Below are 21,282 nucleotides of genomic sequence, written 5' to 3'. Positions count from 1 at the left end.
GCCGCGTCGGGGACCTTCCGGTCCCCGGTCGCGGCCGTTCGGGTTCCCGCGGGGGCTACTTGTTCGGGTCGTCGTCGATGCGGAGCTTCTCTTCCATCGTCTGCTGGGCCTTGTCGATCTGGTCCGCGTACTTGTTGCCGGTCTTCTCGTTGGCCTCTTGTTCGAGGTTGTCGGAGATGTCCTTGCCCTTGTCCTTGAACCTGTCGAAAATTCCCATGCCCGGGCTCCTTCCGTGATCCCTTTTGCGACGCTACGCCCGTTCGGGGTGGTTCGCTCGTTGGGAGGTCGGAACATCCCGTAATCGCCCGCAGGCATGTGAACCGAAGCAACGCAATGTCGATGCATTGTTGAATTCACCGTGTGAACAGGTCTCTCCACGGTGCGCCGGTACGCTCGCGCACATGCCGGAGCAGAAGCCCCTCACCGAGGCCCCAGCCGCCCCCGCCCCCGAAGTGACCGCCGCCGGGATCGCCCGGCTTGCCGGAGTCGGGCGGGCCGCCGTGAGCAACTGGCGCCGTCGGCATGGTGACTTCCCGCGGCCCGTCGGTGGCACCGAGGCCAGTCCCTCCTTCGCGCTGGCGCAGGTCACCGACTGGCTCCGGGCCCAGGGCAAGCTCGCCGAGGTCCCGCTGCGCGAGCGCGTCTGGCAGTACGTCGCCGCCCACCCCGGCGGCTCCGTGGCCGCGCTCGTCAGGGCCGGGAGCGCGCTGCTCCTCGTACGCGACCGGCCCAGGGAGTGGCTCGAGGCCTCGGCGGTCTCCGACGAGCGGATGGCCATCCTGCTGGCGCCCGCCCTCGACCGGGTGCTCGCCCTGCGGTTCGGGCCCGCGCACCCGCTCGCAACCGCCGCCCCCCTGACGCCCGGCGCGGTGCCCTTCCTGCGGGCCGCGGCCGAGCTCGCCGCCGAGCTCGGCACCAGGGGAGCCTTCGAGTTCCTGCTCGGCCGCCACCTCGAAGCCAACCCCCGCCAGTACACGCTCACTCCCGACGGCCTGGCCGCCCTCATGGCCGCCCTCGCCGGACCCCCCTCCGGCGCGAGCACCGGACCGGCCGGCCCGGCCCCCTTCACGGTCCTGGACCCCGCCTGCGGCACCGGCACCCTGCTGCGGGCCGTCCCCGGGGCCACCACCCGCTACGCGCAGGACAGTTCGCCCGAGCTCGCCTCCCTGGCCGCCCTGCGCCTCGCCCTGCAGTCGGACGCCCCGGTCCGCGCCGCCGCCGCCGACAGCCTGCGCGCCGACGCCTTCGCGCGGCCCGCCGCCGAAGCGGTCGACGCCGTGCTCTGCCACCCGCCGTTCAACGAACGCAACTGGGGCCACGGGGAACTGGCCTACGACCCGCGCTGGGAGTACGGACTGCCGGCCCGCGCGGAATCCGAACTCGCCTGGGTCCAGCACGCCCTGGCCCACCTGCGCGAGGGCGGCACCGCCGTCCTGCTCATGCCCCCCGCCGCCGCGGCCCGCCGCTCCGGCCGCCGGATCCGGGCCGACCTGCTGCGCCGGGGCGCGCTGCGGGCCGTCGTCGCGCTCCCGGCGGGCGCCGCGCCGCCGTACGGGATCCCGCTGCACCTGTGGGTGCTGCGCAGGCCCGCCCCGCAGCCGGCGCCCCCCGCGGGGCTGCTCCTCGTGGACACCGCCGCACTCGCCGACGGCCCCGGGCCGGGGCGGGCCGGCTGGGCCGCCGTGCACAGCGCGGTGGAGGAGGCCTGGACGGCGTACGACCGGGGCGGCCCGGCTCCCGGGTTCCCGGAGGTCCCGGGCGTGCGCCGGGTGGTGCCCGTCGTGGACCTGCTCGACGACGATGTGGACCTGACCCCGGCCCGCCACCTGCCGCCGCCCGCCGCGGGCGGCGGCCTGGCCGAGCTGACGGCCGTACGGGACCGGCTGGACTCCACGCTGACCCGCGCGGCCGGGCTCACCCCGGCGGCCCCGCCCGCACCTCCCGGCGCCGCCCCGGACGGGGCCGCTGCCGCCGAGCCCGCCCGGCTGCCGCTGACCACCGTCGGCGAGCTCGCCCGCGCCGGAGCCCTGCTCCTCCACACGGGCACGGGCAGCGGTGCGGGCCGGGCGGCCGTCCTGACCGAGTACGACGTGAGCGCCGGGACCGGGCCCTCCGGGACCCTGGCCGCCGCCGCGGAGCCGCCGCTGCTGACCGCACCCGGTGACGTGGTCGTCCCGCTCACCGGGGGCGCCGGCGTGGTCCGCGTGGTGGACGCGGCCACCGCCGGGGCCGCCCTCGGCCGGGGCCTGCAGCTGCTGCGGCCCGATCGGGCCGCGCTGGACCCCTGGTTCCTGGCCGGGTTCCTGCGCGCCACCGCCAACAACCGCCGCGCGAGCAGCCACGCCTCCACCACGACCCGGCTGGACGTGCGCCGCCTCGAACTGCCCCGGCTGCCGCGGACCGAGCAGGAGGTCTACGGGGCGCGGTTCCGCGCCCTGGCCGAGTTCGAGGACGCCCTCAGGCTGGCCGCCCGGCTCGGCGAACAGCTCGTCCAGGGGCTGTACGACGGGCTGTCGGACGGCACGGTCCGGCCCGAATGACCGTCCCGGCCGGGGCGGTGGATCGATTGGGCTGCGACCGTACAACGGTTGAGCGCATCCCCTCACTCCCGGCCGGGAACGCTGTATACGCTCTGACCCGGAATCCTCCGCACTTCCTCGTCCTTCCGCACTTTCTCCGCCCTTCCTCCGCACGGCCCGTCAGGAGCAGCGATGCACGGCCCCGGCACTCCGCCGCCCCACGGTCACCAGCCCGCCACCGGGAGCGTGGTGGCGCTGCGCGTGCTGTTCGCGCTGCTGCCGATCCTGAGCTGCGGGTTCCTCGCCTGGGGGACGATGCTGCGGCTCGCGCTGGTCACCCGCAAGTCCCGGGACTGGTGGCTGCTCGGGGCCTGCGTCGCGGTCGAGGTCCTGTCGCTGGCGCTGATCGGCGCGGACCCGAGCGCCGACGCCAGCGGCCCGCAGGGCAATGCGGGAGCCTTCGGCACGCTGATCAACGGCCTCGTGGTGTGCATCTACTACCTCGTCGCCGACATCCGGCACTTCGAGGCGCTCAAGGCCGGGCCCGGCGCGGCCGGCTGGTACCCGCCGCCCGCCTCCCCGTACGTACCGCCCCAGCAGCAGGCCGGGCCCGCCTACGGGTACCCGCCGGTGTCCCAGCCCGCCCCGCAGCAACACCAGTCCCAGCAGTCCCACCAGTCCCAGCCGCACCCCCAGCAGCCCACCCACCGGCCGCAGCACCCCGCCCCGCAGCCGGCCCCCGAGTCCGCGCCCGCCCCGACCCCGCCCCCGCGCATCGGGCAGGTCCGCGCCGAACTCGACGAGCTCAGCGAGCTCCTGCGCCGCCAGCAGCCGCCCCGTGACGAGGACCCCCGCCCGTGACGGACCGGCTCATCGGGGACCGCTACCAGCTCGCCACCATCCTGGGCCAGGGCGGCATGGGCCAGGTGTGGACGGCGTACGACCGGCGCCTGGACCGCCGCGTCGCGGTCAAGCTGCTGCGCCCCGACAAGGTGGCGGGCCCCGGCTCCGTGGCCGAGGAGCTGCGCCGCCGCTTCGTGCGCGAATGCCGGGTCACGGCGCAGGTCGACCACCCCGGCCTGGTCACCGTGTACGACGCGGGCAGCGACGGGGACGAGCTGTACCTCGTCATGCAGTACGTGGAGGGCGCCGACCTCGCCGACCACCTCGCCGAGCACGACCCCTATCCGTGGCCGTGGGCGGTCTCGGTGATCGCGCAGCTGTGCTCGGTGCTCTCCGCCGTGCACGCGGTGCCGATCGTGCACCGCGACCTGAAGCCGCGCAACGTCATGGTCCGCCCCGACGGGACCGTCCTGGTCCTCGACCTCGGTGTCGCCTCCGTGATGGACACCGACACCACCCGCCTCACCAGCACCGGTTCGCCGATCGGGAGCCCCGCGTACATGGCCCCCGAGCAGGCCATGGGCGGGGCCGTCGGCCCGCACACCGACCTCTACGCGCTCGGCGTGGTCCTCTACGAGCTGCTCTCCGGCAACGTCCCCTTCGCCGGCTCCACGGCGCTCGGCGTGCTCCACCGCCACCTGTACGAACCCCCGCTCCCGGTGCGCCAGTTGCGCCCCGAGGTGCCGCAGCAGCTGGAAGCCGTCCTGCTGAACCTGCTGGCCAAGGACCCGCAGGACCGGCCCGCCTCCGCCCAGGCGGTCTACGCCGCCCTCGCGCCGCTGCTGCCCCACCGCGGCTCGGGCGCCCCCACCGGCCCCCTCGACCCGACCCGGCCCTTCCTGCGCCCGCAGGCCCCCTGGCCCGACCGCGCCACCGTGATCCCGCCCCGGCCGGCCACCCCGCCCCCGCCGCCGCGGCCGGACGTCCCGGCAGCCGTGGAGGAGGCCAAGAAGCTCCTCGACCAGGGCATGCTCACCCAGGCCGTGGACATCCTCGGCGGCATCCTCCCGGCGGCCGCCGAGCAGCACGGCGCGCACTCGCCGGTGGTCCGCTCCCTGCGCAAGCAGTACGCGGCCACGCTGATGGACGACGGCCAGTACCGCCGCGCCCTGCCCGAACTGCGGCGGCTCGCCGAGGAGTTCCCGGCCGGCGACCCGCAGGCCCTGCGCTTCCGCTACGACGCGGCCCAGTGCCTGGAACAGCTCGGGGAACCGGCGGCGGCCCTGGCCGAGTACCGGGCGCTGCTGCCGCTCTTCGAGAACCACTACGCGAACCCGGACCCGGGCCTCCCGCTGGAGGTCCGCCGCCGCATAGCGCACCTGCTGCTCTCCCTCGGCGACCGCCCGGCGGCCCACGACACCCTGGCCCGCCTCCTCTTCGACGGGGAACGCCTGCACGGCCCGAACCACCCCTTCACCGAGGAGGTCCGCCGCACCCTGCACTGGCTGGGTCAGGTCCGCTGACGCTCCGACCGGGTCAGGGCAGCCGCCCGTGGACGCGGACGCCGATCCCGGCGGCCCGCCGCGAGCGGGCCGGGCCGGCCGGACCGTCCCAGCAGGGCCGCCAGGACCAGCAGGGCCACCCCCGCGGCCACCGCGCCCGGGACCAGGCCCGGAGGCCGGAAGGTGCAGCTCAGGTGGGTGGTCCGGCCGTCCAGCGGGACCGCGACCAGGCCCAGCCGGGCCGCGGCCGGGCGGCCGTTGCAGGTCCAGCCCGCGATCGCGGGGGCGGACAGCACCGCGGTGCCGGTACTGCCCGGCGGGAGCACGGCACGGACGCCCGAGGAGCCGGCCCGTACGGACACCGCCGCGGTGGCGCGCAGCCGGGCCACGGCCGCGGTCAGCAGCGAGCGGTCCAGGCAGGCCAGCTGCCAGTGCACCGGAGCCCCCTGCTCGAAGACCAGCGCCGAGCCCGGGCCCCGGGAGGCCCCCAGGGGCTGCAGGGCCGCCCTGTTGCGCGGCGGGCGGGCGTTGAGCCGGAAGGCCGGCCCGTCCGTGAGGCGGGCCGTCCCGTTGTACTCCGGGGCCGACAGGAAGGCCTCGGTCCCCGCCCGGCAGACCCCGGGGGAGAGCGGGTCCTCGTACACCCGGGCACCGAGCAGGAGCTCCTGGTTGGCGAAGGGCGAGGCCCCGTAGGCCGGTTCCGGGCCCGGCGGGCGGACGGTGACCAGCGGCGGCACCTCGGCCCGCGCGACCGTGCCGTCGGGCCGCAGCCGGGCGCCGACGGAGAACACGGCGTCCGTCACCGGGTTGTCGAGGCTCTGCACGTTGCGGCCGCGCGAGGTCCAGCCCGCTCCGAGGGCCGCCATCGTCCGGGTGAACAGGTCCGGGGTGTGGCTGCTGTAGTACGCGCCGCCCTCCCCGCCCAGCAGCATCGGGTCGTTGCCGGTCAGCGCGGGCCGCCCGGCGTCCGTGCGGTACGCGGGCCACCCCTCGGCTCCCGCCAGGGCTCCGGCGCGCGCGGTGTGCGCCGCGCCCCACACCGGGTAGTCGTCCAGGCCCGCCAGCTTGCCCCGCTCTCCGTTGGCGGTGGTCGCCGCCGCCTGGGCCATCAGCACCAGCGCCAGCACGGCCGCCGCGGGCAGGGCCAGGCGCCGGTGGCGCAGCGCCCACCAGGCGGCGACCGCCAGGACCAGGCCGCCGCCGGACAGGGCGAGGCCCCAGCCGGTCGCCAGCCGGCTCCCGCTCGCCGCGAGCAGTACGGCCGCCAGCACCGCCGCGCCGCCCGCCAGCGCCCACGGCCCGGGCGGGCCGGCCGACAGCCCCGCCCAGGCGGCCATCACCACGATCCCGGCCAGCACGAAGGTCTGCCGGTAGGGGCTGCCGTTGGGCGTCGCGAAGAGGTGCCAGGCCAGGTGGGTCGGCAGCCACTGGAAGGAGAGCAGCACCAGCAGGACCAGCCCCGTCCACACCAGCCGCTCCCGCCCGGCCACCGCCCGGTGGAAGGGCAGGGCCGCCGCGAGCAGCAATGTCCCGGTGCCGATGAACAGGGCGGGGGAGGAGAAGGAGTAGGTGGCGGGCAGCAGCCGGGCCAGCAGGTCCTCGGTGGCCACCGGTACGAAGGGCTTGGACCACCCCGGGTAGGCCTGCTGCGAGCTGAGGAAGAGGGGAACGAGCACCGGAGCCGACAGGGCCACGCCCAGCGCGGTTGTCAGCGCCGCCCGCGCGAGGACCCGTAGCCGTTCCTTCGCGCCCTCCCGGGTGAGCAGCCGGACCAGCAGCACCAGGACGGCGCCCAGGGTCGCCATGTAGGCGGTGTAGAAGTTCGCCGTCCAGCACAGCGCCACGACCACCACGGCCGCGGCCGGCCGGCGCGAGCGCAGCGCCCACTCACCCGTCAGACACAGGAGCGGGAGGGCGATCAGCCCGTCCAGCCACATCGGGTTGTACGAGGCCTCGATCACCGACCAGCCGCACAGTGCGTACGAGGCCCCCAGCAGCCCCGCCGCCCACACCGGTCCGCGCCGCTGGGTGCGCAGCAGCCAGGCCATCGCCGCCGCCGCGGCCGCCGTCTTGAGCACGGTGACCACGTACACCGCGAGGTCGATGTCCGCGCGCGGGAACAGCGCCACGAGCACCGCGAACGGGCTGGACAGGTACGTCCCGAAGTCGGGCAGGAAGCTGGTCCCGTAGCCGGACTGCCAGTTCAGCAGCAGCCCGCCCCCGGCGCGCCCGTGCAGCAGGTCCCACAGGTGCGCGTGGAAGGGCACGAACTGATTGCCGAGGTCGTTGACGCTGCGGTGGCGGGGCCCGTACGGGAAGACGCGCGCCACGGCGTCTCCGGCGCCCACGGCCACCGCCGTGACCAGGGCGGCGAGCGCCGAGCCGAGCAGACCGGGGCGGCGCGGGGAGCGGTGCGGTGTCGACATGGTGGGCCGACCCTGGCACTCCCGGTGGGCCGAAGGGTGGCCATCGGTGGGCGCGAACCCCAACACCCCCGGAATCGTTGGTCGAACCGGTGGCTCTGACCACCTCGACTGCATAACATCGATCACCGCACGGCCCTTGTGCACCGAAGCACAATCTCCCGGCCCTGGAGGCTCCTTTGCACCGTCGCACAGCGCTCTCCGTTTCCGCCGCCCTGCTCCTGGCGGCCCCTCTGCTGTCCGCGTGCTCGGGCGAAGCCCGCCCCGGCACCGCGGCCGTGATCGGCGGCGAACGGATCACCACCTCCGCGCTCCAGGCCCAGGTGAACGACGTCCGTACCGCCCAGAACCGCTCCGAACACGCGGCCGAGCTCATCGCGGCCGTCCCGCAGCTCGACCGGGTCAAGCTCAGCACGATGCTGCAGAGCCGGATCCTCGACCGGATGGCGAAGGACGCGGGGATCGCCGTCACCCCCAAGGAGCTCCAGGACGCCCGCAAGGCGTACGACGAGGGCAACCGCGGGGCCGCCGCCTTCGAGGAGGCCATCCTGCAGAAGGCCGCCGTCGCGCCCGACCAGATCGAGCGCTGGGTCCGGGACCAGGTGCTCTTCGAGAAGCTGAACGCCAAGTACGGCGAGGGCAAGCTCGCCGAGCCCGCCGCGAAGGCCGCGGCCAAGCTCGGCATCGAGGTCAATCCGCGCTACGGCGTCTGGGACGCCCAGCGGGTCACCCTCGGCGAGCACTCCACCCCGTGGATCACCCAGGTCACCCGGCCCGAGCAGGCTCCGGCCGGGGCCTGAGCGCTCGGGGCGGCGCGGTAGGTTCGGAGGGTGACTGACGACGTGTCCTCCGAGCCCACCGGCCGCATCGTGCTGCTGACCACGAGCCACCGGGTGGCCCCCGGCATCCTCTCCTGGCCGGCCTGGCAGACCCTGCAGACCGCGGACCGGGTCCTGTGCGCCGACCCGGACCACGTCCAGCTGCCCTACCTGCGCGAGGCGGGCGTCGAGGTCGCCCTCGAGGCCCCCGACGCCCAGGCGCTGATCGGGGAGTGCGCCGGCGGGCGGACGGTGGTCGTCCTGCTCAGCGGCGAGGGAGACCGGCGGCTCACCGACGGGCTGGCCCGCTTCGCCGGCTCGGGCCGGGTCGCCGTACCGGACCTGGAGCTGCTGCCGGGCTCGTACGACCTGCCCGGCGCACGCCTGCTCGACCTCGTCCAGGTCATGGACCGGGTCCGGCGAGAATGCCCCTGGACCTCGGAGCAGACCCACGAGGGACTGGCGAAGTACGCCATCGAGGAGGCCTACGAGCTGGTCGAAGCCATCGAGGCCGGCGACCGCGAGGAACTGCGCGAGGAACTGGGCGACGTCCTGCTCCAGGTGGTCTTCCACGCGCGCATCGCGGAGGAGGGCGGCCCCGGTGAAGAGGACGAGCCGTTCTCCATCGACGACGTGGCCGGAGCCCTCGTCGAGAAGCTGATCCACCGGCACCCGCACGTCTTCGGCGACGCGACCGCGCAAACCCCGGAGGACGTGAACGCACACTGGCAGCGCACCAAGCAGGTGGAGAAGCAGCGGGAGTCGGTCACCGACGGCATTCCGCTCGGCCAGCCCGGACTCGCCCTCGCGTCCAAGCTGGCGGGCCGTGTCCGCGCGGGAGCGGTACCCGTGGACCTGCCCCGCGGGGAGGGCGTCGGGTACGAACTGCTGGAGCTGGCGGCACGCGCCGAAGCGGCGGGCACCGACCCCGAAACCGCACTGCGCGCCGCGGCCCGGACCTACCGGAACGCGATCCGAGCGGCCGAGGGCGTCGGCGAGTAGCCCTCAGCGGCGGGAGGTCCCGCGAGAACGGAGTCAGTACTCCCGGGGAGCCCGGCCGGACGGGTTGTGCCAGTGGGGGTCGGGGCGGTTCAGGAACCACTCGCCGAAGCCCATCGGACGGTTTGCGTCGTCCTGGTTCCGGCCGCCCGCCGGGACGGAGTCGTAGAAGATCCGGTCGGGGCGCGCGCCGAGTTCCTCCAGGAGGTACGAGGTCTCCCGGATGAACTGCGGCGGACCGCTCAAGTAGACGTCCTGGTCGGGCCAGAGCCCGCGGTTGCTGAGCGCGGTCGCCAGCCGGCCGGTGGCCTGGTTGCGGTGCTGGCCGGGGGCGGGGGTGATGTAGGTGACGCTCAGCCAGCCGAGGGCGTCCGCGTACGCGTCGATGAGCGGGCGGTCGTAGAGGTGCGCGGCGTCCCGTGCGACGACGAAGAGCCGCACGTCCTGATCGGGAGGGTGTTCCGCCAGGTCCTCCAGCATGGCGCGGACCGGGGCCCAGCCGGTGCCGGCGGCTATGAAGCTGACCGGGCGGTCCTCGCGGCGGAAGGTCATCTGCCCGCCGGCGGCGCCGAGCCGCAGCACGTCCCCGGGCTGCGTCTCGCGGATCAGGGCCGTGCTGAGGCGGCCGCCCTCGATCCGGCTGACGTGCAGGTCGAGCGTGCCGTCGGCGCGGGGGGCGTTGCCCAGGGAGTAAGTGCGCCAGGTGGTCGGCACCCGGTCGCTGCTCACGCTCGCGTACTGGCCGGGGACGTGGGGGAAGTGCGCGTGCGGGCGGAGGGTGAGGACGCCGATGTCCTCCCCGTACAGCAGGTGGCGTACGACTTCCGCGTCCCACCAGGGCGGGTCCTCGCTGGCGGCAGCGCCGGCCATCATCGCGTCGGCGATCACCTGATACGCCTCTGACCAGGCTTTTTCCACCTGTGGATCCCAGGCGGACCCGGAGGCCTCGGCGAGCGCGGCGATGAGGCTGATGCCCACGGCCGCATAGTGCTCGGGCCCCGCCAGGAACTTGCGGTGATCGCGGCCGAGGTCGCGCAGATAGGGGACGAGCGTCTCGTTCTCCAGGTGGGCGATCACATGGGTGAGCGCGGCGAAGAGCCGGTCCCGCTGTCGTTCCATGTCCTCGGGGGAGGCCGGGAAGAGATCACGGACTCCGGGGTTGTGCCAGAAGAGGTGGGAGTAGAAGAACTTGACCGCATGCTCGGCCCGTCTCTCCACCACCGCGAAGCTGCTTTTCAAGATCCTCACATCCACAAAACCGAAAGTAGGAACGCCAAAGAACGTGAGGTCAAGCCACGGCCGATCTACGGACAGCCGCGATAAACGGCTCATATGGGGTCACGGGTGGCCGGCGGGATACGGTCTGCGGGTGCACGAGCAGACCCCCGCAGTCCCCGAAGAGCCCACCGCCGACCAGCCCGTGGACGGTTCCGCGGGCGGCTCCGCCGCCGCGGCCGCCGCCGGATCCACCCCGCCGACCCTGTTCGACTGGGAGTTCGCGACCGACCCGTACCCGGCGTACGCCTGGCTCCGCGAGCACGCGCCCGTGCACCGCACCACGCTCCCCAGCGGGGTCGAGGCCTGGCTCGTCACCCGGTACGCCGACGCCCGCCAGGCCCTCGCCGACCAGCGGCTCAGCAAGAACCCGGCCCACCACGAGGGCTCCGCGCACGCCAAGGGCCGCACCGGCATCCCGGGGGAGCGCAAGGCGGAGCTGATGACCCACCTCCTCAACATCGACCCGCCGGACCACACCCGGCTGCGCCGGCTGGTGTCGAAGGCGTTCACCCCGCGCAGGGTCGCCGAGTTCACCCCGAGGGTGCAGGAACTGACCGACCACCTCATCGACCGGTTCTGCGAGAAGGGGGAGGCCGACCTCATCCACGAGTTCGCCTTCCCGCTCCCCATCTACGCCATCTGCGAGATGCTCGGTGTACCGCGAGAGGACCAGGACGACTTCCGCGACTGGGCGGGCATGATGATCCGGCACGGCGGCGGCCCGCGCGGCGGGGTGGCCCGGTCCGTGAAGCAGATGCGCACCTATCTCGGCGAGCTCATCCACCGCAAGCGCGACGACCTCGGCGACGACCTGATCTCCGATCTCATCCGGGCCAGCGACCACGGCGACCACCTGACGGAGGCCGAGGCCACCGCGATGGCCTTCATCCTCCTGTTCGCGGGCTTCGAGACCACGGTCAACCTCATCGGCAACGGGGTCCACTCCCTCTTCATGAACCCGGAGCAGCGCGCACGCCTCCAGAGCTCCCTCGCCGCCGGCGAGAGTGGGCTGCTGGCCACCGGTGTGGAGGAGCTGCTGCGCTACGACGGCCCCGTGGAGCTGGCCACCTGGCGGTTCGCCACCGAGGCCTTCGAGCTCGCCGGTCAGGACATCGCGGCCGGAGACCCGGTCCTGGTGGTCCTGGCGGCCGCCGACCGGGACCCCGAACGGTTCACCGACCCGGACACCCTGGACCTCTCCCGGACCGACAACCAGCACCTCGGATACGGGCACGGCATCCACTACTGCCTGGGCGCCCCGCTGGCCCGGCTCGAAGGGCAGACCGCGCTCGCGACCCTGCTGACGCGGCTGCCCGACCTGGAACTGGCCGTGGAGCCCGAGGAGCTGCGCTGGCGCGGTGGGCTCATCATGCGGGGGCTGCGGACGCTCCCGGTCCGCTTCACCGCCGAATCCACCGCCCAAAACACCTGAAACCGGCCTGACCCGAAGTCAGTTGGCTGCCCAAACTTGTGACAGGCGTTCGAAGGCCGCTAGGTTCTGCCGTTACCCCGCCGTTATGCGAAAGGTGCAGCCTCATGCGTTCCGGGAACGGCCGCCACAGACGCCCCCGACAAGTGCCCGCACTTGTCGTCACCGCCGGAGTCACCGGCACCGCCCTCGCCCTGCCGCTGCTCGCGGCCACCGGCGCGAGCGCAGCGGAGACCTCCACATGGGACAAGGTCGCCGAATGCGAGAGCGGCGGTACGTGGAGCGCCAACTTCGGCGGTGGGGCGTACGGCGGGCTGCAGTTCACCCAGGAGCAGTGGAAGAACGCGGGCGGGCTCGACTTCGCCGAGCGCGCCGACCTCGCCAGCCGCTCCCAGCAGATAGCCGTGGCCGAGCGGGTCCTGGCCTCCCAGGGCCCCCAGGCGTGGCCGCTGTGCGGGGTGCCGGCCGGGCTGACGCAGGACGCGCCCGCCGCCGTGGTGGACCCGGGCCTGCCCGGGGGCTCCGGATCCGCCGCCCCCGCCGCCCCGTCCCGCCCGGACGACTCCGTGCCCCACACGGGCTCGGGCAGCCTCTCCACGGACTTCGGGGCCCCGACGCCCACGGCCCCGGCCGCGCCGTCCCCTTCGGGCTCGGAGCTGCCCGACTATCCGATCGGCGTGCCCGGCGACCTGCCCGTCATGCCCGCGCCGGACCTCCAGGTGCCGCCTCCCGGCCTCCCGGGCGACCCGACGGCTCCCACGAGCCCGGCGGACCCCACCGCCCCGGCGGACCCTACGACTCCGCCGCCGTCCGTGGACCCGACCGCGCCGGCGGACCCGTCCGTACCGGTGGACCCGACCGCTCCGGTCGGCCCGACGGCGCCGGTGGGGCCGACGGCTCCCGTCGGTCCGTCAGACTCGGCGGACCCGACCTCCCCGGCCGGGCCGGGGAATTCCGCGAACCCGACAAATCCGGTCAACCCGGTTGATCCCACGGCCCCGACGGCCCCGGCCGCACCGGGCGACGCGGCCACCCCGAGCGCCCCGGCGACCGCCGGCGCGACCGAGGGCGGCGGCAAGCACCGCGGCCAGGCCGCGGTCGAGACGCAGACCGGGTCTGATGCCGCGTCGGACCCGACGTACACCGTGAAGGCGGGCGACAGCCTCATCACGATCGCGGACGCCAACGGAGTGAAGGGCGGCTGGAAGGGGCTGTACGAGGCCAACGAGCAGGTCATCGGCGGCGATGCGGACCTGATCAAGCCCGGCCAGAACCTGGATCTAACGCACCAATAGGGGTACTTAAAGCGCCCGGAACCAGCTGATTGTCCGTTTTCTGTAAGTGAGACATGTGTCTCTTCAGGTCAACTGGCGTGTCAGGCCCGGAGGGTTCCGCAAACCCCGCCCTCACCTGCGCAAACGTCCCTCCGGGGAGCGCAAGTAGGCACCGTTTCCCCCCGATGTTGCTCGTTGAACATCGGGGGGAGACCTGTCTACCTTCTGAATCGCTCGCCACCGCGGGCTCCTTCGACCGCATCGCCGAATCCTGCCGGCGGACGGAGGGAACACTCGTCGCGTAAAGCGCCGAAGGCAGGAGCGGGGGAACCAAGGTAGGCGCCGGAACCGGCCGTTGAGAGACGGTCACGGAACCGGCTAGGGGTTAAGTCGAGCGCTAGGTCGCTCGGCCGGGCACTCACTCGCCCGAACCCGACAGCTCACCTCGTAGGCGTCGGTGAGGAGAACTCCATGCTGCTTTCGGGCAAGGGCAAGCACCGTCGCGGCTCCAAGGCCGTCCGCATCGTCACGCTCGCCGGTGTCGCCGGTGTCGCCGTGGCGGCTCCGCTGATGGCTGCGGGCACCGCTTCCGCCGCGACCGCCGGCGAATGGGACCGCGTCGCCGCGTGCGAGTCCGGCGGCAACTGGTCCATCAACACGGGCAACGGCTTCTACGGCGGCCTGCAGTTCACGTCCTCCACCTGGGCCGCGTACGGCGGCAAGGCGTACGCCGCGCAGGCCAACCAGGCCTCCAAGTCGCAGCAGATATCCATCGCCGAGAAGGTCCTCAAGGGCCAGGGCAAGGGCGCCTGGCCGTCCTGCGGCGTGGGCCTGTCGAACTCCTCCTACACCGGCGGTTCGGCCGAGACCCCCTCCAAGCCGAAGGCCCAGCCGAAGCCGGCGCCGAAGGTGGAGAAGAAGGCCGCGCCGAAGAAGGAGACCAAGCGCGCCGAGGCTCCGACCACCCGCTCCGAGCGTCCGGCCGCCCCGGCCGCGCCGAAGACCGAGGCCCCCAAGACGGGCAACGGCTCCTACGAGGTCAAGTCCGGCGACACGCTGGGCGCGATCGCGGACGCGAACCAGGTGTCCGGCGGCTGGGAGAAGCTCTTCGAGCTGAACAAGGACATCGTCTCGGACGCCAACCTGATCTTCCCGGGTCAGAAGCTGAACCTCAGCTGAAACGTGTGAGAACGGGCGTGGCCGCTTTGGCGACACGCAGTAGTTCCGCACGGAGCTCCACCACGCAATTCCACCGCCCGGCGCGCAACCCCCTTCGCGCCGGGCGGTGCTGTGTGCGCGTCCGTCCGCCCTGACGGAGCCTCCGGAATCCCGATGATCAAGGGCCCTATGTCCTGTAAGAGGGGCATTCAGGCCCTTTTTCGTCCCAGGACCCGGGCGGTCGGCTGGCCGAGTGCCCGGAGGCGGTTAGGCTCTAAGCGGCAAGGCCATCCCACGGCCTGACATGCCACCGCACACCCAGCGTCACATCCCAGAAGGAGATGCTCGTGCCGTCCATCGACGTCGTCGTAGCCCGGGAAATCCTGGACTCCCGAGGCAACCCCACGGTCGAGGTCGAGGTGGGCCTCGACGATGGCAGCACCGGCCGTGCTGCAGTCCCGTCCGGCGCCTCCACCGGAGCGTTCGAAGCCGTAGAGCTCCGCGACGGTGACCCCAACCGCTACATGGGCAAGGGCGTCGAGAAGGCGGTCCTCGCCGTCATCGAGCAGCTCGGCCCCGAGCTCGTCGGCTACGACGCCACCGAGCAGCGCCTGATCGACCAGGCGATGATCGACCTGGACGCCACCGAGAACAAGGGCTCCCTCGGCGCCAACGCCATCCTCGGTGTCTCCCTCGCCGTCGCGCACGCCGCGTCCGAGGCCTCCGACCTCCCGCTCTTCCGCTACCTCGGCGGCCCGAACGCGCACCTGCTGCCCGTTCCGATGATGAACATCCTGAACGGCGGGTCGCACGCCGACTCCAACGTCGACATCCAGGAGTTCATGATCGCCCCGATCGGCGCGGAGTCCTTCTCCGAGGCCCTTCGCTGGGGTGCCGAGGTCTACCACACCCTCAAGAAGGTCCTGCACACCAAGGGCCTCTCCACCGGTCTGGGCGACGAGGGCGGCTTCGCCCCCAACCTGGAGTCGAACCGCGCCGCGCTGGACCTCATCGTCGAGGCCATCAAGCAGGCCGGCTACGTCCCGGGCACCCAGATCGCGCTCGCGCTCGACGTCGCCGCGTCCGAGTTCTACAAGGACGGCAGCTACGAGTTCGAGGGCAAGTCCCGCTCGGCCGCCGAGATGACCGACTACTACGCCGAGCTCGTCGAGGCGTACCCGCTGGTCTCCATCGAGGACCCGCTGTTCGAGGACGACTGGGCCGGCTGGAAGACCCTCACCGACCGCCTGGGCTCCAAGGTCCAGATCGTCGGCGACGACCTCTTCGTCACCAACCCCGAGCGTCTCGCCCGCGGCATCGAAGAGGGCTCGGCCAACGCCCTGCTCGTCAAGGTGAACCAGATCGGCTCCCTGACCGAGACCCTGGACGCCGTCGAGATGGCCCAGCGCAACGGCTTCAAGTGCATGATGTCGCACCGCTCCGGTGAGACCGAGGACGTCACCATCGCCGACCTCGCCGTCGCCGTGAACTGCGGCCAGATCAAGACCGGCGCCCCGGCCCGCTCGGACCGCGTCGCCAAGTACAACCAGCTGCTGCGCATCGAGGAGATCCTCGACGACGCCGCGGTGTACGCGGGCCGCTCCGCGTTCCCGCGCTTCAAGGGCTGATCGCTCCTTTAGGGCGCAAGCCTCCCTACGTCCCCGCACTCGGTCCCGTACCGTGTGCGGGGACGTAGTGCGTCGTGCGCATATAGGGGAGGCGGATCAATGGCCGGGAACCGGGACCGGTTCGCCACGTTCTCGACCGCGACCAGGCTCAAGCAGCTCGGTGAGCGGACCGCGGCGCACGTGTACCGCTCGCAGTCCCGCCGGCAGGTCCGCCGCAGCCGGCTCACCGGCCGGGCCGCCCTGCTCGTGCTCGTCCTCTGTACCCTGGTCGTCGCCCTCGCGTATCCGATGCGCCAGTACGTGTCCCAGCGCTCGGAGATCGCGAAGCAGCAGAAGGACGCCGTCTCCGCGCGGGACCGGCTGGAACGGCTGCGCGACGAGAAGGCCCGCTGGCAGGACAACGCGTACGCCGAGCAGCAGGCGCGCAAGCACCTGCACTTCGTCCGGCCGGGGGAGATCAGCTACATCATGACCGACCCCGGAGCCGCCGCGGGAGAGCAGCGCCGCAGCGGACAGGCCGCCACCGACCGGCCCTGGTACTCCAACGTCTGGGACGGCGTCGACAAGGCCGACCGCCCGGGCGACTGAGTCCCACCCATCCACGAGAACGAAAAGACTTCCTCCAGGCATGCAGACGCCCCCGCCCCAGACCGACCGGACCGAGCCGACCGCCGCCGACATCGAGGCGTTCGAACAGCAGCTCGGCCGCCCCCCGCGCGGGCTCCGCGCCATCGCGCACCGCTGCCCCTGCGGGCAGCCGGACGTGGTGGAGACCGCCCCGCGGCTCCCCGACGGCACCCCCTTCCCGACGCTGTACTACCTGACCTGCCCGCGCGCCGCCGGTGCGATCGGCACGCTGGAGGCCAACGGCGTGATGAAGGAGATGCAGGCCCGCCTCGCCGTGGACCCGGAGCTGGCCGACGCCTACCGGGCCGCGCACGAGGACTACATCACCCGCCGCGACGCCATCGAGGTGCTCCAGGGCTTCCCGAGCGCCGGCGGCATGCCGGACCGGGTGAAGTGCCTGCACGTGCTGGTCGGCCACTCCCTGGCCGCGGGCCCGGGCGTGAACCCGTTCGGCGACGAGGCCCTGGCGATGCTGCCCGAGTGGTGGGCCAAGGGCGCCTGCGTCACCCCGTGCGGCGAGAAGAAGGCCGCCGCGGAGACCGCCGCGGAGAGCGCCGCCACGGAGGCGGACGCGTGACCCGCGTCGCCGCCGTCGACTGCGGTACGAACTCCATCCGGCTCCTCGTCGCGGACCTCGACCCCGCCACCGGCGAGCTGATCGACCTGGACCGCCGGATGACCGTCGTCCGGCTCGGCCAGGGCGTCGACAAGACCGGCCGGCTGGCCCCGGAGGCGCTGGAGCGCACCTTCGCGGCCTGCCGCGAGTACGCCGCGGTGATCAAGGAGCTGGGCGCGGAGCGGGTGCGCTTCGTGGCGACCTCGGCCTCCCGCGACGCCGAGAACCGGGACGAGTTCGTCCGGGGCGTCCTGGACATCCTGGGCGTCGAGCCCGAGGTGATCAGCGGCGACCAGGAGGCCGAGTTCTCCTTCACCGGTGCCACCGGCGAGCTGACCGGCCGCACCGACCTGGAGCGCCCCTTCCTGGTGGTGGACATCGGCGGCGGCTCCACGGAGTTCGTGGTCGGTACCGAGCACGTCCGGGCGGCCCGCTCCGTCGACGTGGGCTGCGTCCGGATGACCGAGCGCCACCTGACGGTGGACGGGGTCGTCACCGACCCGCCGGCCGCGGAGCAGATCGCCGCGATACGGGCCGACATCGAGGCGGGGCTGGACCTGGCCGCCGAGACGGTCCCGCTGGCGGAGGCGCGCACCCTGGTGGGCCTGGCCGGCTCGGTGACCACGGTCGCCGCGATCGCCCTGGGCCTGGAGGCGTACGACTCGGCGCGCATCCACCACTCCCGGATCCCCTACGAGACGGTCCGCGAGGTCAGCGAGCGGATGCTGACGCTGACGCACGCCGAACGCGCGGCCATCCCGGTGATGCACCCGGGCCGGGTCGACGTGATCGGCGCGGGCGCCCTGGTCCTGCTGACGATCATGGAGCGCGTCGGCGCCACCGAGGTCGTGGTCTCGGAACACGACATCCTCGACGGAATCGCCTGGTCCATCGCCTGACGCCCCAAGCGAACGCACGGCCCGGTGCCCCCGGCGGATCCATCCCGCCGGGGGCACCCGCCGTCGGGGTCAGCCGTCCAAGGGGACCGGACCCCGTTCGCCGGACAGACGGGCCAGCAGCTCCGCCATGGTCACGGTCGGCCCGCCCGCGGCCAGTACGGCCTCGGCCTCACGGGCCAGGAGCTCGTCGTACGCCTCGTCGAGTGGGCCGAAGTCCGCGTTCTCACTCATGAGCCCAGTGTGCACACGGCGGTGCAAGCACGCGGCGACAACCCCGGCAAGGCGCCGCCTGCCCGGGCCTATCCCTCCAGGCGGACCGGCATCAGGAGCGAGAACGATTCCTCGTCGTCGGGGCGGCGGATCGCCACGGGGGTCTTCGGGGCGCCGAGCTCCAGGATCAGCTGGTCCCGGGCTCCGGCCGTGAGGGCGTCCAGCAGGAAGGCGCGGTTCAGGCCGACGTCGGCCGGGTCGTCGTCGCCGTCGGCGCCGAGGGAGATGCCGCCCCCGGGGGTCACCCTGAGGACGCTGACGTCGCCGGTCGCGCCGTCCTGTTCGCGTTCGGCCGGGCGGACGGGGCCGGATTCCAGGGCGGCGCGGAAGGCCGGGACGTCGACGAGGACGCGGCGCCCCGCGGGCAGGCCGACGAGGCGGCGGTAGTCGGGGAACTCGTGGCCCAGGCAGCGGCCGGCCGCCTGGCGGTCCCCCGACTCGGTCTCCAGGGCCACCCGGTCGCCGTCCACGCCGAGCAGGACCGGGGCGTCCTCGCTCAGCAGCGCCCGCATCGCATCGGCGACGGGGGCGGGTACGAGGAGCTGGAGGCGGGGCCCGCAGTGGCCGGCGGCCCCGGCGCGGGCGACGGCCAGGCGGTAGCGGTCGGTGGCCACGACGCGCAGCGCCCCGTCCTCGATGTCGAAGAGGATGCCGCCGAGCACCGGCAGCTCGGGGTCGGAGCCGACGGCGAACCGGACGGCGTCCAGCGCGGCGGCCAGCTCGGGCGCGGCCAGGGTGAGCCGGGCGGTCGTACCGGCGGTGGAATGGGTGGTCGTGCTCGTGGTCATGGGGGTCTCCCGGCGGTCGAGTAGGGCGCGGATCGCGGAGAGCTCGGCGCGCGCATCGGACAGGCCCCGTTCGAGCCGGAGCAGGTGCGCCCGGAGCAGGCCGCGGACCAGATCGGTGTCCGCGCCGGCCCAGCCGGCCAGGACGAGCCGGATGTCCGCCAGGGGCATGCCGGTCCGCCGGAGCCGGGCCAGCAGCCGGGCCTCCTCGACCTGCTCGGGCCCGTACCAGCGGTACCCGCTCGCCGGATCCACCCGGACGGGGACCAGCACGCCGGCCCCGTCGTAGAACCGCAGGGCACTCACGCTCAGCCCGCTGTCGAGGGCCGTTTCGCCGATGCTGCGCATTTCGTTCTCCACGCCCCGAACCCTGGTCCCTCGACCGGGTCGAGGGTCAAGAAGGGCTCTCGGGGGGCCGTTCGGGGGTCATTGGTCCCGTCGTCCACATGAACTTCGTGAAGTTCTTCACAAGGAAAAGGTGCCCGTGAGGGCTCCGGAGGAGCCTTTTGGGTGAGTCCGGAGCCCCCGGGGCCTTCTTTTTGCTCGCGTTCGTGCGAATGAAGGTCGTCGCGGGGCTCTGGCGGTAGGTATCCACGAAGCCGGTGGTCTACTCCGCTTGAGGGCCTGGAGGCCAGGTCGGGACTGGTGTTCAACGACTCCCGTTACACGCTGGTTCCCGCTTCGCGCCATGACCTCGGTCACGTGGGCGGCGGAGTGTAGCAGAGGGGCCCGAGGTCCTTGTGAAGGGGCTCACGAGCGTCACCCCTTGGGGTGCTGGATACTTTTCCTCATGAGCACCACGGAGCGTCCCAGGATCCTCGTTGTAGGAGGTGGGTACGTAGGCCTGTACGCAGCCAAGCGCATCATGAAGAAGATGCGTTACGGCGAGGCGACCGTCACGGTCGTCGACCCGCGCTCGTACATGACCTACCAGCCCTTCCTCCCCGAAGTGGCCGCAGGCAGCATCTCGCCTCGGCACGTCGTCGTACCGCTGCGACGCGTGCTTCCGAAGGCTGAGGTCCTCACCGGCCGGGTCACGAACATCGACCAGGACCGCAAGGTCGCCGTCGTCACGCCGCTGGTCGGCGAGGCGTACGAGCTGCCCTTCGACTACCTGGTGATCGCGCTCGGCGCCGTCTCCCGCACCTTCCCGATCCCCGGCCTCGCCGAACAGGGCATCGGCATGAAGGGCGTGGAAGAGGGCATCGGCCTGCGCAACCACGTACTCGAGCAGCTCGACAAGGCCGAGTCCACGACGGACGAGGACGTCCGCCGCAAGGCCCTCACCTTCGTCTTCGTCGGCGGCGGCTTCGCCGGCGCCGAGACGATCGGCGAGGTCGAGGACATGGCCCGCGACGCCGCGAAGTACTACTCCAGCATCAAGCGCGAGGACATGCGCTTCATCCTGGTCGACGCGGCCGACAAGATCCTTCCCGAGGTCGGGCCCAAGCTCGGCACCTGGGGCAAGGAGCACCTCGAGTCGCGCGGCATCGAGATCTACCTGAACACCTCCATGGACTCCTGCGTGGACGGCCACGTGGTGCTGAAGAACGGCCTCGAGGTCGACTCCAACACCCTCGTGTGGACCGCCGGCGTCAAGCCCAACCCGGTGCTGGCCCGCTACGGCCTCCCGCTGGGCCCCCGCGGCCACGTGGACGCCGAGCCGACCCTCCAGGTCAAGGGCACGGACTACATCTGGACCGCCGGCGACAACGCCCAGGTGCCCGACCTCGCCGCCCGCAAGGCCGGCGTGGAGAACGCCTGGTGCCCGCCGAACGCCCAGCACGCGCTGCGCCAGGCCAAGGTCCTCGGCGACAACGTCATCTCGGGCATGCGGGGCTTCCCGCAGGCCGAGTACTCGCACTCCAACAAGGGTGCGGTGGCGGGCCTCGGCCTCCACAAGGGCGTGGCGATGATCGTCATGGGCAAGATGAAGATCAAGCTCAAGGGCCGTCTCGCCTGGTACATGCACCGTGGCTACCACGGCATGGCCATGCCGACCTGGAACCGCAAGATCCGCGTCTTCGCCGACTGGACCCTCGCGATGTTCCTCAAGCGCGAGGTCGTCTCCCTCGGCGCCCTGGAGAGCCCCCGCGAGGAGTTCTACGAGGCCGCCAAGCCGGCGCCGGCTCCGGCCGCCGTCGCTGCCCCGGCCGAGAAGGCCAAGGCCTCCTGACCCCGCAGGACCCGCAGGATCAGTAGGACCAGCAGAAC

18 protein-coding genes and 1 riboswitch are annotated in these 21,282 nt (G+C 73.0%); of the genes, 13 read left to right on the top strand and 5 right to left on the bottom strand.

Annotation, left to right across the window (positions count from 1 at the left end; all coding sequences use genetic code 11):
* Positions 1 to 55 precede the first annotated feature (55 nt).
* Positions 56 to 217 (bottom strand): Rv0909 family putative TA system antitoxin, encoded by a 162-nt coding sequence (locus tag ACIA8F_RS13970; protein ID WP_399378561.1) that lies wholly within the window; start codon positions 215 to 217, stop codon positions 56 to 58.
* A gap of 184 nt (positions 218 to 401) precedes the next feature.
* On the opposite strand from ACIA8F_RS13970, the gene ACIA8F_RS13965 reads away from it, so the two are divergent.
* The 3 genes from ACIA8F_RS13965 to ACIA8F_RS13955 all read left to right on the top strand — a co-directional run bounded on the left by ACIA8F_RS13965 (position 402) and on the right by ACIA8F_RS13955 (position 4,885).
* Entirely contained in the window at positions 402 to 2,540 is a 2,139-nt protein-coding gene (locus tag ACIA8F_RS13965) for an N-6 DNA methylase (protein ID WP_399378560.1), read from the top strand.
* Between the two features lie 171 nt (positions 2,541 to 2,711).
* On the top strand, positions 2,712 to 3,380 hold the full coding sequence (locus tag ACIA8F_RS13960; RefSeq protein ID WP_399378558.1) for a hypothetical protein: 669 nt from the start codon (positions 2,712 to 2,714) through the stop codon (positions 3,378 to 3,380).
* Positions 3,377 to 4,885 carry a protein kinase gene (locus ACIA8F_RS13955; protein WP_399378556.1) on the top strand — a complete coding sequence of 503 codons (1,509 nt, stop codon included), beginning with the start codon at positions 3,377 to 3,379 and terminating at the stop codon, positions 4,883 to 4,885. The genes ACIA8F_RS13960 and ACIA8F_RS13955 overlap by 4 nt, the downstream gene beginning before the upstream one ends.
* Here the strand turns inward: ACIA8F_RS13955 and ACIA8F_RS13950 are convergent.
* Positions 4,873 to 7,290, bottom strand: coding sequence for a YfhO family protein (locus ACIA8F_RS13950; RefSeq protein ID WP_399378555.1), 2,418 nt, complete (start codon positions 7,288 to 7,290; stop codon positions 4,873 to 4,875). The genes ACIA8F_RS13955 and ACIA8F_RS13950 overlap by 13 nt on opposite strands.
* Positions 7,291 to 7,466: 176 nt before the next feature.
* Here ACIA8F_RS13950 and ACIA8F_RS13945 point away from each other — a divergent pair, with 176 nt between their 5' ends.
* Both ACIA8F_RS13945 and ACIA8F_RS13940 read left to right on the top strand, forming a co-directional pair.
* Positions 7,467 to 8,087 (top strand): SurA N-terminal domain-containing protein, encoded by a 621-nt coding sequence (locus tag ACIA8F_RS13945; protein WP_399378554.1) that lies wholly within the window; start codon positions 7,467 to 7,469, stop codon positions 8,085 to 8,087.
* 30 nt (positions 8,088 to 8,117) lie between these two features.
* Positions 8,118 to 9,107: a nucleoside triphosphate pyrophosphohydrolase gene (locus ACIA8F_RS13940; RefSeq protein ID WP_399378552.1), complete on the top strand. Its 990-nt coding sequence runs from the start codon at positions 8,118 to 8,120 to the stop codon at positions 9,105 to 9,107.
* 33 nt (positions 9,108 to 9,140) lie between these two features.
* Here ACIA8F_RS13940 and ACIA8F_RS13935 read toward each other — a convergent pair whose 3' ends face one another.
* Complete coding sequence (locus tag ACIA8F_RS13935) at positions 9,141 to 10,325, bottom strand: globin domain-containing protein (RefSeq protein WP_399378550.1); 1,185 nt, start codon at positions 10,323 to 10,325, stop codon at positions 9,141 to 9,143.
* Positions 10,326 to 10,524: 199 nt separating this feature from the next.
* Here ACIA8F_RS13935 and ACIA8F_RS13930 point away from each other — a divergent pair, with 199 nt between their 5' ends.
* The 7 genes from ACIA8F_RS13930 (at position 10,525) to ACIA8F_RS13900 (ending at position 18,013) form a co-directional block, all read left to right on the top strand.
* Positions 10,525 to 11,814 carry a cytochrome P450 gene (locus ACIA8F_RS13930; RefSeq protein ID WP_399378774.1) on the top strand — a complete coding sequence of 430 codons (1,290 nt, stop codon included), beginning with the start codon at positions 10,525 to 10,527 and terminating at the stop codon, positions 11,812 to 11,814.
* A gap of 143 nt (positions 11,815 to 11,957) precedes the next feature.
* Positions 11,958 to 13,106 carry a transglycosylase family protein gene (locus ACIA8F_RS13925; RefSeq protein WP_399378549.1) on the top strand — a complete coding sequence of 383 codons (1,149 nt, stop codon included), beginning with the start codon at positions 11,958 to 11,960 and terminating at the stop codon, positions 13,104 to 13,106.
* A 276-nt stretch (positions 13,107 to 13,382) separates the two neighbouring features.
* Positions 13,383 to 13,554: riboswitch (cyclic di-AMP (ydaO/yuaA leader) on the top strand.
* Positions 13,555 to 13,556: 2 nt separating this feature from the next.
* On the top strand, positions 13,557 to 14,264 hold the full coding sequence (locus tag ACIA8F_RS13920) for a transglycosylase family protein (protein ID WP_399378547.1): 708 nt from the start codon (positions 13,557 to 13,559) through the stop codon (positions 14,262 to 14,264).
* Positions 14,265 to 14,584: 320 nt separating this feature from the next.
* Positions 14,585 to 15,871 (top strand): phosphopyruvate hydratase, encoded by a 1,287-nt coding sequence (gene eno / locus ACIA8F_RS13915; protein ID WP_399378546.1) that lies wholly within the window; start codon positions 14,585 to 14,587, stop codon positions 15,869 to 15,871.
* Positions 15,872 to 15,970: 99 nt separating this feature from the next.
* Positions 15,971 to 16,459, top strand: a complete 489-nt coding sequence (locus tag ACIA8F_RS13910; protein ID WP_250737322.1) for a septum formation initiator family protein — start codon at positions 15,971 to 15,973, stop codon at positions 16,457 to 16,459.
* A 40-nt stretch (positions 16,460 to 16,499) separates the two neighbouring features.
* Entirely contained in the window at positions 16,500 to 17,075 is a 576-nt protein-coding gene (locus ACIA8F_RS13905) for a DUF501 domain-containing protein (protein ID WP_399378543.1), read from the top strand.
* Entirely contained in the window at positions 17,072 to 18,013 is a 942-nt protein-coding gene (locus ACIA8F_RS13900) for an exopolyphosphatase (protein WP_399378541.1), read from the top strand. Before ACIA8F_RS13905 ends, ACIA8F_RS13900 begins: the two co-directional genes overlap by 4 nt.
* Before the next feature lie 69 nt (positions 18,014 to 18,082).
* Here ACIA8F_RS13900 and ACIA8F_RS13895 read toward each other — a convergent pair whose 3' ends face one another.
* Both ACIA8F_RS13895 and ACIA8F_RS13890 read right to left on the bottom strand, forming a co-directional pair.
* Complete coding sequence (locus ACIA8F_RS13895) at positions 18,083 to 18,244, bottom strand: hypothetical protein (protein WP_399378540.1); 162 nt, start codon at positions 18,242 to 18,244, stop codon at positions 18,083 to 18,085.
* 68 nt (positions 18,245 to 18,312) lie between these two features.
* Entirely contained in the window at positions 18,313 to 19,428 is a 1,116-nt protein-coding gene (locus tag ACIA8F_RS13890) for a MerR family transcriptional regulator (RefSeq protein ID WP_399378539.1), read from the bottom strand.
* 430 nt (positions 19,429 to 19,858) lie between these two features.
* Here ACIA8F_RS13890 and ACIA8F_RS13885 point away from each other — a divergent pair, with 430 nt between their 5' ends.
* Complete coding sequence (locus tag ACIA8F_RS13885; RefSeq protein WP_399378538.1) at positions 19,859 to 21,244, top strand: NAD(P)/FAD-dependent oxidoreductase; 1,386 nt, start codon at positions 19,859 to 19,861, stop codon at positions 21,242 to 21,244.
* Positions 21,245 to 21,282 lie beyond the last annotated feature (38 nt).

Source organism: Streptomyces sp. NPDC051563 (assembly GCF_044454225.1).
GTDB lineage: Bacteria > Actinomycetota > Actinomycetes > Streptomycetales > Streptomycetaceae > Streptomyces.
The sequence above is the reverse complement of the archived record's forward strand: the minus strand, read 5'-3'. Positions and strand labels throughout refer to the sequence as shown.